A 14,096-nucleotide genomic window follows, 5' to 3' on the forward strand; every position below is an offset into this window, starting at 1 on the left:
TCCGGTCCGGAGCGGGGCCGTACGGGGGAGCGTCAGTGGAAGCTGTGCTCCGCAGCGGGGAAGGCGCCGGTGCGCACGTCCTCGGCGTACGCGCGGGCGGCGTCGCCGAGGACGGTCCGCAGGTCGGCGTACTGCTTGACGAACTTGGGCACCCGGCCGGCGGTCATGCCGGCCATGTCGGTCCAGACCAGGACCTGGGCGTCGGTGTCCGGCCCGCCGCCGATGCCGACGGTCGGGATCGCCAGCTGCTCGGTGACCTGGGCGGCCAGCTCGGCCGGGACGGCCTCCAGGACCACCGAGAAGGCGCCCGCCTGCTGGACGGCCTTGGCGTCGCGCAGCAACTGGTGCGCCGCCTCGTCGCCGCGGCCCTGGACCGGGTAGCCGCCGAGGGCGTGGACGGACTGCGGGGTGAGGCCGATGTGGGCCATCACCGGGACGCCGGCCTCGACCAGCAGCTCGATCGAGCGGGCGCTGCGCTCCCCGCCCTCCAGCTTGACCGCGCCGACCCCGGCCTCCTTCATCAGCCGGGCCGCGTTGTGCATGGCCTGGGCGGGGGACTCCTGGTAGGAGCCGAACGGCAGGTCGGCGACGATCATGGCCCGCTTGGTGCCGCGGACGACGGCGGCGGAGAGCATCACCATCTGATCCATGGTCACCGGGACGGTGGTCTCGTAGCCGAGGTGGCAGTTGCCCGCCGAGTCGCCGACCAGCAGCACCGGGATGCCGGCCTCGTCGAACACGCCCGCGGTGAGGGCGTCGTAGGCGGTGAGCATCGACCACCGCTCGCCGCGCTGCTTGGCCGCGGCGAGGTCGCGGACGGTGATGCGGCGGTTGGTGACCCCACCGTAGAGGGTGGCGGTCGACGCCTGGTTCTGGGCAGGCGGAGGCGTAGAAGCGTTCATCGAACGGACTCCTGAAGGGTTGTCGTCTCGTGGCGCCGTACGGCGTCCCCGGATCCCCTCCATGCTTGCACGCCCCGGCGCCCGCGCAAAGAGGGGTGCGTTCGTCCCGGTGCGATCCACGCCACACCGGGTGCGCGGGCGGGTGGGCGCCGGGGTGGACGACCGGCCTCGAATTTGCCGGTTCTTTGCGAAACGGGTTCGTCTCGTATCGAATTTCAGGCTACTCTGGGTCCGGGGGGTTACGAGACGCATGCGGCTCGGAATTGCCCGCCAGTGCCACACCAACACGGACGGGAAGACCAATGACCACCGCAGCCGCGCCACCTCGGGTGCCGGAAGCCATCCACCGCCGGCGCTGGGCGATCCTCGGCACCCTGCTGCTCGCCCTGCTCGTCGTCGTGCTCGACAACTCGATCCTCAACGTCGCGATGAAGACCATCGCGACCCCCGCGCCGGTCGGTCTCGGGGCCACCCAGAGCGACCTGGAATGGTCGATCAACTCCTACACCCTGGTCTTCGCCGGGCTGCTGTTCACCTCCGGCCTGCTCGGCGACCGGTTCGGCCGCAAGCGCGCGCTGCTGGCCGGCATGGTGGTCTTCGGCATCGCCTCGCTGCTGTCCGCGCTGGCCGCCTCGCCCGGTGAACTCATCGGCTACCGCGCCCTGATGGGCGTCGGCGGCGCGCTCGCGATGCCCGCCACGCTGGCGATCATCATGAACGTCTTCGAGCGCTCCGAGCAGCCCAAGGCGATCGGGATCTGGGCCGGCGCGGTCGGCCTGGCCATCGCCATCGGCCCGATCACCGGCGGCCTGCTGATCGAGCACTTCTGGTGGGGCTCGGTCTTCCTGGTCAACGTCCCGATCGTGGTCGTCGCGGTGATCGCGATGGTCGTCCTGGTCCCCGAGTCCAAGGACCCCGATCCGGGCCGGATGGACCCGGTCGGCGTGCTGCTGTCGATCGTCGGCCTGGTCGCGCTGATCTACGGCATCATCAAGGGCGGCGAGCTGGCCGACTTCACCGCGGTCGAGGCCTGGGCGCCGACGCTGGTCGGCGTGGTCGCGCTGGTCGCCTTCGTCTGGTTCGAGCGCCGCACCGCGTTCCCCGCGCTGGACGTGACCTGGTTCCGCAACAAGGTGTTCAGCGCCTCCGTGGTGGTCGTCGGCGTGGTCTTCTTCGCGCTGATGGGCGTCTCGTTCTTCGGCGTCTTCTACATCCAGAGCGTGCGCGGCTACAGCGCCCTCCAGGCCGGCGTGCTGATGCTGCCGCTGGCCGCCGCCCAGCTGGTGTTCGCCCCGCGGGCCCGGCTGGTGGTCGACCGGCTCGGCGTCGCCGCCACCGCCACCGGCGGCATGCTGCTGGTCGCGGTCGGCTTCCTCGGCTACGTCGTGCTGACCGCCACCACCCCGATCTGGGTGCTGGTCCTGCTCGGCCTGGTGATGGGCGCCGGCATGGCGCACGTCATGCCGCCGGTCACCGTCGCGATCATGGCCTCGCTGCCCCGGGAGAAGGCCGGCGCCGGCTCGGCCGTCAACAACACCTTCCGCCAGGTCGGCGGCTCGCTCGGGGTCGCCGTGCTCGGCGCGGTGCTGTCCACCGTCTACCGCGACGGGATGGCCGACACCCTGACCCGCCTGCCGGAGGGGCTGCGCGACAAGGCCGGCGAGTCGCTGGAGGCCACCCTCGCCATCGCCGACCGGATCCCCGGCGGCCAGGCGCTGATCACCCCGGCGAACGACTCCTTCATCCACGCCATGCACGTGGTGGCCTCGCTCTCGGCGGGCGTCTCGGTGATCGGCGCCGTCGTCGCCTGGCTGCTGCTGCCGCGCCGGTCGGCCGCCCCCGCGGGCCCGGCCGGTCCGGTCCCGGAGCCGGGCGGCCGGGAGCGGGAGGCCGCGGCCGCGGACGCCTGACCAGCGGCCGGGCCGCTCCGCGACTGAGTGACAATGGCCCTGTCACCCGGGTACGCCCCGGGTGACAGGGCCTCGGTCCAGGGCAGCGCCGCTGCCGTCGGACCCACCGAGGGACACACCACGGCGCCAGCGCGGCCGGGGGACAGCGAGGGAGAGACAGCGGGGATGAAGACGGACACGCCGACCGCCGACACCGGGCAGTCCTGCGCGGAGGTGCGCCGTGGCCGGCCCCGCAGCGAGGCCGCCGAACAGGCCATCTTCACGGCCGTCGAGGAGCTGATGGCCGGCGGCACCGCGCTGTCCGAGCTCACCATCGAGGGCATCGCCGCGGCCGGCGGGGTCGGCAAGGCCACCATCTACCGGCGCTGGTCCAACAAGGAGGCCCTGCTGGTCGACGTGGTCAGCCGGCTGGAGGAGCCGCTGCCGGAGCCCACCGGCGCCGGCGCCCGGGCCGACCTGATCGCGCTGGTCGACCACATCCGCCGGCGCGGCCTGGCCAAGCGCACCCGCTGGGTGCTCAAGGCCGCCCTCGGCCAGATGCAGACCCTGCCCGAGTTGTACTCCGCCTACCGGGACCGGGTGATCAAGCCGCGCCGGGAGGTCGGGCTCCGGCTGATCCGCCAGGCCGTCGCCGAGGGCGTGATCCGCGACGACCTCGACCTGGACCTGCTCAACGACCTGCTGATGGGGCCGATCCTCTACCGCAGCATCCTGTGGGACGACTCCGACCTGGAGGACCCGGACCTGGCCCGCAAGCTGGTCGACTCGGTGCTCGAAGGCCTCGGGCCGCGCTGACCGCGCTGACGCCGTCCGAGCGCGCTCGACCGCGCTCGACGCGCTCCGTACGCGCTCCGTACGCGGCCTGGGGCGCGGCCCCGTCCACGGGCTCGGACGTGCCCCCTGACGTGGCCTCGCTCACCAAACCGGGCCGCGCCGGAACCCGTCCAGCCGGGACCGGCGTCTGTCCCGGCATAGGCTGAGCCGGGATCCGACCACACCGGCACCGGTCCGGTGGGTACCCGCACCTTCGACGGGACGGCCCCCGGAGCGGCGACGGCACGAGCGACGGGAGCCACTTCATGGCGCAGGCGGACAGGACCGAGCGGATCGCGGCCCCCGGGGGCGGCGCCGACGGCCCGGCCCCCGCGGCGCGTCGCGGCGACTTCCTCGGCCTGCGCCACTGGGGCCGGGACGCCCGCGGCAGCAACACCTGGCGGCGCGGCCTGGTGACCGCCGTGCCGGCCGTGCTCACGGCGGCGCTGCTGGCCTTCCACGCCGAGGTGACCAACAGCGCCGGCAACCTCGGCAGCCTGCTGGAGACCTTCCTGCCCTGGCTGGGCCTGGCCGTCCCGGTGCTGCTGGTGCCCGCGCTGCTGCGCCGCTCCGCCACCGCGCTGATCGCGCTGCTGCTGCCCCTCGTGCTCTGGGTCAACCTGTTCGGCGGCCTGCTGTCCGACAAGAGCGGCGGCAAGGGCGACTGGACGGTGGTCAGCCACAACGTCGCCGCGGCCAACACCGACGTGCCGGGCACCATCCGCACCCTGGTGGACTCCGGCGCCCAGATCGTCGCCCTGCAGGAGCTGGCCGGCCGGCAGCTGCGCGCGTACGAGACCGGGCTCGCGGACGCCTACCCGCACCACACCGTGCAGGGCACGGTCGGGCTCTGGTCGAAGTACCCGCTCGACGACATCACCCCGGTGAACCTGAGGATGGGCTGGACCAGGGCGTTCCGGGCCGAGGTCACCACCCCGCAGGGGCCGCTCGCGGTGTACGTGGCGCACCTGCCCTCGGTGCGGCTGAAGGCCGAGGGCGGCTTCACCGTCAACCAGCGCGACCTCAGCGCCCAGGCGCTCGGCGACGCGATCCAGACCGAGCCGCTGAAGAAGGTCCTGCTGCTCGGCGACCTCAACGGCACCATGAACGACCGCAGTCTGGCCCCGGTCACCTCGCAGATGCGCTCGGCCCAGGGCGCCGCCGGGGACGGCTTCGGCTTCAGCTGGCCGGCCGCCTTCCCGATGGCCCGGATCGACCAGATCATGAGCAAGGGCGGGTTGGACCCGGTCGACTCCCGCACCCTGCCCCGGGACGGCAGCGACCACCTCCCGGTGGCCGCCACCTACCGGTACCAGCCGGCCCGCTAGCCGCGCCGCGGCGGCGGGTGGGGCCCCCCCCCCGCCGCCGCCAGGGTGACCCGCGCACAGGTCCTAACCGCGCCGCCAGCGGTTGGTGATCGGCAGGCGGCGGTCCCGGCCGAAGTTCTTCGCCGAGACCTTCGGGCCCGGCGGGTACTGGCGCCGCTTGTACTCGGCGGTGTCGACCAGCCGGACCACCCGGTCCACCACGGCCGGGTCGAAGCCGGCCGCCACGATCGCGTCCCGGCCCTCGTCGTCCTCGATGTAGCGGGCCAGCACGGTGTCCAGCAGGTCGTAGTCGGGCAGCGAGTCGGTGTCCACCTGGTCCGGCCGCAGCTCGGCGGACGGCGGCTTGGTGATGGTGTTCTCCGGGATCGGCGGCACCTCGCCGCGCCGCCCGGCCTCCTCGTTGCGCCAGTGGGCCAGCCGGAAGACCAGCGACTTGTAGACGTCCTTGATGGGCCCGTAGGCACCCACCGAGTCGCCGTACAGGGTCGAGTAGCCGACCGCCAGCTCGCTCTTGTTGCCGGGCGCGAGCACGATGTGCCCCTCCTGGTTGGAGATCGCCATCAGCAGGGTGCCGCGCAGCCGGGACTGGAGGTTCTCCTCGGCCAGGCCGGTGAGTTCGGTGGCCGCCAGGTAGGCGTCGAACATCGGGGCGATGGAGACGGTCCGGAAGTTCACCCCGGTGCGGCGGGCCAGTTCGGCCGCGTCGTCCCGGGAGTGCTGGGAGGAGTAGCGGCTGGGCATCGAGACGCAGTGCACGTTCTCCGGGCCGACCGCGTCCGCCGCGATCGCGGCCACCAGCGCGGAGTCGATGCCGCCCGAGAGGCCGATCAGCACGGACCGGAAGCCGTTCTTGGCTACGTACGCCCGGGTGCCGGAGACCAGCGCGGCCCAGATCTCGGCCTCGTCCGAGAGCCGCGGCGCCACCTCGGCGGTGAGCCGCCCGGCGGGCGCGGCCTGCGGTTCGCCGCCCAGCTCGGTGCGGACCAGGTGCAGCCCGTCGGTCAGCAGCAGGCCGTCGGTGTCGTCGCCCGACGCGGCCGGCAGGTCGAGGTCCAGCACCAGCAGGTGCTCCTCGAACTGCGGCGAGCGGGCCAGGACTTCGCCGTCCGCGCCGACCACGATCGAGTCCCCGTCGAAGACCAGCTCGTCCTGGCCGCCGACCATGTTGACGTAGGCCAGGGTGCAGCCCGCCTCGGCGGCCCGGCGCCGCACCAGCTCCAGCCGCTGGTCGTCCTTGTTCCGCTCGTACGGGGAGCCGTTGACCACCAGCAGCAGCCCGGCGCCGGCCTCGCGGGCGGCGGTGACCCGGCCGCCGTCCTGCCAGATGTCCTCGCAGATGGCCAGCGCGACGTCCACCCCGTGCACCCGCAGCACCGGCAGCTGGTCGCCCGGGACGAACCAGCGGAACTCGTCGAACACGCCGTAGTTGGGCAGGTGGTGCTTGGCGAAGCGGGTGACCACCCGGCCCCGGTGCAGCACGGCCGCGCAGTTCTGCGGGGAGCCGGCCGGGCGGTTGAAGCGCGGCGAGGCGTGCTCGGAACGCCCCAGGTAGCCGACCACCACCGGGACCTCACCCAGCCCGTCGGCCGCGAGCCGGCCGGCCAGCTCGACCAGCGCGCCGCGGGAGGCCTCCACGAAGGAGCGGCGCAGGGCGAGGTCCTCCACCGGGTACCCGGTGAGAACCATCTCGGGGAAGGCGACCAGCTGCGCGCCGGCCTCCACGGCCTGCTTGGTCCAGCGCACCACCTCATCGCTGTTGCGGGCGAGGTCACCGACCCAGGGGTCGATCTGGCTCAGGGCGAGACGGAGATTGGGCATGCTCCGAGTTTATCGTCTAACTGACGCAATGTCCTGGGCAGGGTCGGCCGAGGGCGGCCGGGGGCGGGCGGGGGCCTGTGGCGGGGACGACGACAGGGGTCGGCGCTGCCGGGGCGGGCCGGGATCGGCCATGATGGGGGCAACCGCTTCACGAGGTCTTTCCGGGGGCCGCGGGGGGCGTAACACGAGCGTAAAGAGCAGAGGTGAGACTGTCCCCATGGGCAAGCAGCAGCAGTTCGTGCTTCGGACGCTCGAAGAGCGTGACATCAGGTTCGTCCGGCTGTGGTTCACCGACGTGCTCGGGTTCCTCAAGTCGGTCGCGGTGGCACCAGCCGAACTGGAGCAGGCCTTCGAGGAGGGCATCGGCTTCGACGGCTCGGCGATCGAGGGATTCGCCCGGGTGTACGAGTCCGACATGATCGCCAAGCCGGACCCGACCACCTTCCAGATCCTGCCGTGGCGCTCGGAGACCCCGGGCACCGCCCGGATGTTCTGCGACATCCTGATGCCGGACGGCTCGCCGTCCTTCGCCGACCCCCGGTTCGTGCTCAAGCGCACCCTGGAGAAGGCCTCCGATCTGGGCTTCACCTTCTACACCCACCCGGAGATCGAGTTCTTCCTGCTGAAGAACCTGCCCGGCGATGGCACCCCGCCGATCCCCGCCGACCAGTCCGGCTACTTCGACCACACCCCGCGCGGGGTGGGCCACGACTTCCGCCGCCAGGCGATCACCATGCTGGAGTCGATGGGCATCTCGGTCGAGTTCTCGCACCACGAGGGCGCCCCCGGCCAGCAGGAGATCGACCTGCGCTACGCCGACGCGCTCTCCACCGCCGACAACATCATGACCTTCCGGCTGGTCATGAAGGAGGTCGCGCTGGAGCAGGGCGTGCACGCGAGCTTCATGCCCAAGCCGTTCTCCGAGCACCCCGGCAGCGGCATGCACACCCACGTCTCGCTGTTCGAGGGCGACCGCAACGCCTTCCACGAGTCCGGCGCCGAGTACCAGCTGTCCAAGGTCGGCCGCTCCTTCATCGCCGGCCTGCTGCGGCACGCCGCCGAGACCGCCGCCGTCACCAACCAGTGGGTGAACTCGTACAAGAGGATCTGGGGCGGCTCCCAGCGCACCGCCGGGGCCGGCGGCGAGGCACCGTCCTACATCTGCTGGGGCCACAACAACCGCTCGGCGCTGATCCGGGTGCCGATGTACAAGCCGGGCAAGCAGGGCTCCACCCGGATCGAGGTCCGCTCCCTCGACACCGGCTGCAACCCCTACCTCGCCTACGCCGTCACCCTCGCGGCCGGCCTCAAGGGCATCGAGGAGGGCTACGAGCTCCCGCCCGGCGCCGACGACGACGTGTGGGCGCTGTCCGACTCCGAGCGCCGCGCCCTCGGCATCCAGCCGATGCCGCAGAACCTCGGCGAGGCCATCGACCTGATGCAGCGCAGCGAACTCGTCGCCGAGACCCTCGGCGAGCACGTCTTCGACTTCTTCCTCCGCAACAAGAAGCACGAGTGGGAGGAGTACCGCTCCGAGGTGACGCCGTTCGAGCTGCGGAAGAACCTCCAGGTGCTCTGATGATCAGTCAATCGGCTCGGGTCGTCCGGGGCGTGCGGGCGGTGTGCGTCCACGCACGTTAATCCGTTGGGCCAACGGGGTTACTCTGCAGCGGTGCGAGCCGTGGAGGGGTGAGCGAGAGGCGTATTCAGAAGATCCGTTTTGCGGATCATCCTGGAGTGTCATGCGTACTCGAATCACCACCCTGGCCCTGTCCGGACTGACCTCGGCCGCCCTTGTGTGGGGTGCCGGCTCCGCGGCCTACGCCTCGTCCTCCGTCGACCACCGCGCGGGCGCCGCATCGGCGGCGGCCCAGGGTGAGTGGGTCGACGGACTCCTCCGTCAGGCCGCGGAGGGCAACGGCAACACCACCCACGCCTGGACCTTCGGCAACCACGACGCCGCCCCGGCCAAGTCGGCGGGCCGTCAGGTCAACCGTTCGGACGGCGACACGGCCGCGGCGGCGCCCGGCGGTCAGGCGCCGGCCGCTGCCGAGGCGGTCCGGCCGGCCGACGAAGGCACCGGGCAGGCAGAGGAAGGAACCGAGCAGGACGAGGAGGGCCAGCCGAGCGAGGAGGACGCCGAGCGCGGGCGGGGCGGCGGCCAGTCGCCGATGCTCGGGTTCGCCGACGAACTGAGCGAGCTGAACGAACTGTCGGGCTTCACCGCCAAGCACTGCCACCACCACCAGCACCACCACGCCTGCCCCTGCCCCCCTGGCGACCACGGGGACCACGGCGGGCATGGGGACCACGGGGACCACGGCGGGCACGGGGGCAACGGCGGCAATGGCGGGAACGGCGGCAACGGCGGGAACGGAGGCAATGGCGGTAACGGCGGGAACGGGGGCAACGGCGGGAACGGTGGGAACGGGGGCAACGGGGGCAACGGCGGGAACGGTGGCAACGGCGGGGGCGGTGCCCCGCAGAGCCAGTCCCAGACTCAGAGCCAGTCCGAGGCCCAGAACCAGTCCCAGTCCCAGAACGGTCAGCAGAGCCAGGACCAGAACGTCAACGTGACGGTCGTCGTGCAGAACACCATCAACAACAGCCTCGACAACAGCGCGAACAACACCGCCAGCAGCAACGCCAACAACTCCGCGGCCAACTCCGCGACCAACTCGGCGAGCAACTCCGCGCAGAACACGGCGAACAACAGCCAGTCGGCCTCGCAGTCCAGCAACAACTCCAGCAACAACTCGAACAACAACTCCAACGTGAACAACGCCAAGTACGGCGCGGGAACGGTCCACCGGCCGACCCACCAGGGCCACCAGGGTCACGGGGGCCAGCAGGGCCAGCAGGGCCAGCAGGGCCACGGGGGTCACGAGGGCCACCAGGGCCACGAAGGCCACCAGGGCAGCCACGCGGACGGGAACGGCTGGCACCACGGCGAGCTGGCCGAGACGGGGAGCGAGACCTCGCCGGTCCTGCTCGGCCTCTCGGCGGCGTTCGTCGCGGCGGGCGCGGCGGCCATGCGGATCGGCCGCCGCCGTCGCTCCTCCTGACCGGGCCGGAGCACTCGGTGACCGACGGGCGGTGCGCACGGCGCACCGCCCGTCAGTCGTGTGATCGCCGGACGGGCTCAGCGCAGCTCGGCGGGCGGCGTGCGGCCCGGGTCCATCGGCTCCTCCCGGACCAGACTGCCCCAGACGGCCATCCGGTACAGCGAGGTGTAGACCGGCGTGCAGGTCGTCAGGGTGATGTAGCGGCCCGGCCCGCCGTACGGGGAGCCGACGGGCACCGGGGCGATGACGCCGATGTCCTCCTTGGACGTCTCGGGCAGCGTGGCGTCGACGCGGTAGACGTACCAGCGGTCCCGGGTCTCCACGACCAGCGGGTCGCCCGGCTTCAGCCGGTCCAGGTCGTGGAACTTCGCGCCGTGCCCGTCGCGGTGGGCGGCCAGGGCGAAGTTGCCCTGGGCCTCCCAGGGCATGGCCGCGCGGTAGGGCGCGGTGTAGGCCCCGGCGACCCCCTTCGCGAGGGTGTCCGCGTCGGCACCGACCTCGATCAGCACCTGGTAGCCGGTGCCCAGGGCCGGGACGTGGAGGAATCCGACGGCGTCGCCCGGGCCGAACAGGGGCGGCGCGTCGGTCGGTGCGGCGGCTGGCGGTGCGGCGGGCGTCGGCGCGGGGGCGTCGGCCGGTGGGGCCGCCGGGGCCGTCCGGGCCGGAGCCGACCAGGACTGGCGCAGCCGCTCGGCGGAGGCGTCCGCGTGCCGGTCGGCCGTGAGGTTCGTCCACCACAGCGAGTGGACGACCAGCAGGGCGAGCAGCACGCCGACGGTGAACAGCAGGTCGCCGAGCACGCCGATCGCGAGCCGGTGGGGGCGCCGGCGCGGTGTTCGCCGCTCGGCCGGGTGCTCGGTCGCCATGGGTCGTCCCTTCGGACGGGAGTGCGGGAGAGCCGCGGGGCGTCCCGGCCGGCCATGCGTACTCCACCGCGCCCCCGAGCCGACGGGCAAGCCGACACGCCACGCCGTGCCCGGAGCCGATCCGTCCCGGTCCGAGCGCGACGGCAGGGGGCGCCGGTCGCGTCCACCCGGTGGTCGTGCCCGGCGGCGGCCCGTGCGGGCGCGTAACCTGCTGGGGCGGACGGGCCCTTGGGCGGACGGATGGAGGGGCCGATGGCGGCGGTGGAGGAGCAGCGGGCCGGGAGCCGGGTCAGCCGGCCGGAGAACCGGCTGGTCCGGCGCGGGTTCACCGACCCGGCGCGGGCGGTGCGGCTGTTGGAGGGCCCCGGGCTGGAGGGTCTGGCCGACGACCCCCTGCTGCTGGACGCGCTGGGCGCCACCGCCGACCCCGACCTCGCGCTGCTCGGCCTGGCCCGGCTGCTGGAGGCCGCCGACGAGGCCGACCGGCACACCCTGCGCGACACCCTCACCACCTCCAAGCCGCTGCGCGACCGGCTGCTCGGCGTGCTCGGCGTCTCCACCGCGCTCGCCGACCACCTGGCCCGGCACCCGCACGACTGGCACGTGCTGGTCACCTTCGAACTGCGCGACATGCACCCCGGCCCGGAGGACTTCCGCCGCGCCCTCGCCGAGGGCGTCCGGGACGAGGCGCTCGGCCCGGCGAACGCGCTGCGGGTCGCCTACCGCCGCTGCCTGCTCGCCATCGCCGCCCGCGACCTCACCGGCACCACCGACCTCGCGCAGACCGCCGCCGAACTCGCCGACCTGGCCGGCGCCACCCTCCAGACCGCCCTGGACCTCGCCGCCGAGCAGGACCCGGAGGCCGCCGCGGCCTGCCGGCTCGCGGTGATCGGCATGGGCAAGTGCGGCGGCCGCGAACTCAACTACGTCTCGGACGTGGACGTGGTCTTCGTCGCCGAGCCGCGCGAGGGCGTGGACGAGCACGAGGCCGTCAAGGCCGCCATCCGGCTGGCCGCCGCCCTCACCCGGCTGTGCGCGGACACCACCGGCGAGGGCACCATCTGGCCGGTGGACGCCAACCTGCGCCCCGAGGGCCGCAACGGCCCGCTGGTGCGCACCCTGGCCAGCCACCTCGCCTACTACCAGCGCTGGGCCAAGACCTGGGAGTTCCAGGCGCTGCTCAAGGCCCGCCCGGTCGCCGGGGACGCGGAGCTCGGCGCCGCGTACGTGGAGGCGCTCGCCCCGATGGTCTGGCAGGCCGCCGCCCGGGAGAACTTCGTCACCGACGTGCAGCAGATGCGCCGCCGGGTGGTCGACTCCATCCCGGCCACCGAGCTGGACCGCCAGCTCAAGCTCGGCCCGGGCGGGCTGCGCGACGTCGAGTTCTCCGTCCAGCTGCTGCAGCTGGTGCACGGCCGCACCGACCCGGCGCTGCGCAGCGGCAACACCCTGGAGGCGCTGGCCGCGCTCTCCCGGGGCGGGTACGTGGGCCGGGCGGACGCCGCCTCGCTGGACGCCGCGTACCGCTTCCTGCGCTCGCTGGAGCACCGCATCCAGCTGTACCGGCTGCGCCGCACCCACCTGATGCCCACCGGAGCCGAGGACCTGCGCCGGCTGGCCCGCTCGCTGACGGCGCTGATCAACGACGACACCCGGGCCGACCCGGTGGCCGCGCTGCACCGCGAGTGGAAGCGGCACGCGATGGAGGTCCGGCGGCTGCACGAGAAGCTGTTCTACCGGCCGCTGCTCGACGCCGTCGCCGAACTCCCGCCGGGCGCCACCGGCTTGACCCCGGACGCGGCCCGGGCCCGGCTGGAGGCACTGGGCTACGCGGACCCGGCCGCCGCCCTGCGGCACATCAGCGCGCTGGCCTCCGGGGTGAGCCGCAAGGCCGCGATCCAGCGCACCCTGCTGCCGGTGCTGCTCGGCTGGTTCGCCGAGTCCGCCGACCCGGACGCCGGGCTGCTCAACTTCCGCCAGGTCTCCGACGCGCTCGGCCGCACCCCCTGGTACCTGCGGCTGCTGCGGGACGAGAGCGCCGCCGCCGAGCAGCTGGCCCGGGTGCTGTCGGCCGGCCGGCTCGCCCCCGACCTGCTGCTGCGCGCCCCCGAGGCGGTGGCCATGCTGGGCGACCCGCACGGGCTGGAGCCGCGCGGCCGGGCCGCCCTGGAGGGGGAGATCCTGGCCGCCGTCGGCCGGGCCGGGTCGACCCACGCGGCCGTGGCCGCCGCCCGCTCGGTGCGCCGCCGGGAGCTGTTCCGCACCGCCGCCGCAGACGTGCTCGGCCGGCTCGGGGAGGATCCCGGGGAGGCCCTGGACGCCGCGGGGGAGGCGCTCACCGCGCTCAACGCCGCCACCCTGGGCGGTGCGCTGCGCGCCTGTATCGCCGGCTGGGAGGCCGAGCACGGGGACCTGCCGACCCGGATCTCGGTGATCGCGATGGGCCGCTTCGGCGGCCGCGAACTGGGCTACGGCTCGGACGCGGACGTGCTCTTCGTCCACGAGCCGCTGCTCGGCTCGCTGGAGGAGGAGGCCGCCCGGGCCGCCCAGGCGGTCTGCCACGAGCTGCGCACCCGGCTGGGCGCGCCGTCCACCGAGCCGCCGCTGCTGGTCGACGCCGACCTGCGGCCGGAGGGCCGCAGCGGCCCGCTGGTGCGCAGCCTCGCCTCGTACGCGGCGTACTACCGGCGCTGGTCGCACGCCTGGGAGAGCCAGGCGCTGCTGCGGGCCGAGCCGGTGGCCGGGGACGAGGAGCTGGGCCTGCGGTTCCGGCGGCTGATCGACCCGCTGCGCTACCCGGGCGGCGGGGTGCCGGAGCGGGACCTGGTGGAGATCCGCCGGATCAAGGCGCGGATCGAGGCCGAACGGCTGCCGCGCGGGGCCGACCCGACCACCCACACCAAGATCGGCCGGGGCGGGCTGGCGGACGTCGAGTGGACGGTGCAGCTGCTCCAGCTCCAGCACGGGCACGAGCTGCCGGCCCTGCGCACCACCCGGACCAGGGCGGCGCTGGCCGCCGCCGTGGCGGGCGGGCTGGTCGGGCCGGAGGACGCCGAGGTGCTGGACGCGGCCTGGGTGCTGGCCTCCCGGGTGCGGGCGGCGGTGATGCTCGTGCGGGGGCGGCCCGGGGACAGCTTCCCGGGGGAGGCCCGGGAGCTGGCCGGGGTGGCCCGCTACCTCGGGTACGGCTCGGGGCACAGCGGCGAGCTGCTGGACGACTACCGGCGGACCACCCGGCGGGCCCGGGCGGTGGTGGACCGGCTGTTCTACGGCTCGGACTGAGCCGCCCCGGACAGCCGAAAGGGGCCCCGCACGGGGCCCCTCCGGTGTCGAGGACCTAGGGTCTGTCTTCAAACTCCCGTCGTTCGCCCGCAGACGCGAGTTTGAAGACAGA

Annotated in this window: 9 protein-coding genes; 6 read left to right on the forward strand and 3 right to left on the reverse strand. The window is 73.6% G+C overall.

The window, feature by feature from the left end; translation table 11 throughout:
• Window positions 1–32: 32 nt before the first annotated feature.
• On the reverse strand, window positions 33–902 hold the full coding sequence (gene panB / locus ACFY0X_RS04570) for a 3-methyl-2-oxobutanoate hydroxymethyltransferase (protein ID WP_387748710.1): 870 nt from the start codon (window positions 900–902) through the stop codon (window positions 33–35).
• A 302-nt stretch (window positions 903–1,204) separates the two neighbouring features.
• On the opposite strand from panB, the gene ACFY0X_RS04575 reads away from it, so the two are divergent.
• The 3 genes from ACFY0X_RS04575 to ACFY0X_RS04585 all read left to right on the forward strand — a co-directional run bounded on the left by ACFY0X_RS04575 (window position 1,205) and on the right by ACFY0X_RS04585 (window position 4,953).
• Entirely contained in the window at window positions 1,205–2,812 is a 1,608-nt protein-coding gene (locus ACFY0X_RS04575; RefSeq protein WP_387748712.1) for an MFS transporter, read from the forward strand.
• Window positions 2,813–2,977: 165 nt separating this feature from the next.
• Window positions 2,978–3,607 carry a TetR/AcrR family transcriptional regulator gene (locus ACFY0X_RS04580; RefSeq protein ID WP_387748714.1) on the forward strand — a complete coding sequence of 210 codons (630 nt, stop codon included), beginning with the start codon at window positions 2,978–2,980 and terminating at the stop codon, window positions 3,605–3,607.
• 284 nt (window positions 3,608–3,891) lie between these two features.
• A complete protein-coding gene (locus ACFY0X_RS04585) occupies window positions 3,892–4,953 on the forward strand; it encodes an endonuclease/exonuclease/phosphatase family protein (RefSeq protein WP_387748716.1) in 1,062 nt (353 codons plus the stop codon).
• Between the two features lie 63 nt (window positions 4,954–5,016).
• Here ACFY0X_RS04585 and ACFY0X_RS04590 read toward each other — a convergent pair whose 3' ends face one another.
• On the reverse strand, window positions 5,017–6,771 hold the full coding sequence (locus ACFY0X_RS04590) for an NAD+ synthase (protein WP_387748718.1): 1,755 nt from the start codon (window positions 6,769–6,771) through the stop codon (window positions 5,017–5,019).
• Window positions 6,772–6,988: 217 nt separating this feature from the next.
• On the opposite strand from ACFY0X_RS04590, the gene ACFY0X_RS04595 reads away from it, so the two are divergent.
• Together ACFY0X_RS04595 and ACFY0X_RS04600 are read left to right on the forward strand one after the other, a co-directional pair.
• Window positions 6,989–8,350, forward strand: a complete 1,362-nt coding sequence (locus ACFY0X_RS04595; RefSeq protein WP_387748720.1) for a glutamine synthetase family protein — start codon at window positions 6,989–6,991, stop codon at window positions 8,348–8,350.
• A 163-nt stretch (window positions 8,351–8,513) separates the two neighbouring features.
• Entirely contained in the window at window positions 8,514–9,836 is a 1,323-nt protein-coding gene (locus ACFY0X_RS04600; RefSeq protein ID WP_387748722.1) for a hypothetical protein, read from the forward strand.
• Between the two features lie 77 nt (window positions 9,837–9,913).
• On the opposite strand, the gene ACFY0X_RS04605 is transcribed toward ACFY0X_RS04600, so the two are convergent.
• Window positions 9,914–10,702, reverse strand: a complete 789-nt coding sequence (locus ACFY0X_RS04605; RefSeq protein ID WP_387748724.1) for a class E sortase — start codon at window positions 10,700–10,702, stop codon at window positions 9,914–9,916.
• A gap of 252 nt (window positions 10,703–10,954) precedes the next feature.
• Here ACFY0X_RS04605 and ACFY0X_RS04610 point away from each other — a divergent pair, with 252 nt between their 5' ends.
• A complete protein-coding gene (locus ACFY0X_RS04610; RefSeq protein ID WP_387748726.1) occupies window positions 10,955–13,984 on the forward strand; it encodes a bifunctional [glutamine synthetase] adenylyltransferase/[glutamine synthetase]-adenylyl-L-tyrosine phosphorylase in 3,030 nt (1,009 codons plus the stop codon).
• Window positions 13,985–14,096 lie beyond the last annotated feature (112 nt).

This window comes from Kitasatospora sp. NPDC001547, from assembly GCF_042894165.1.
Taxonomy (GTDB): Bacteria; Actinomycetota; Actinomycetes; order Streptomycetales; family Streptomycetaceae; genus Kitasatospora.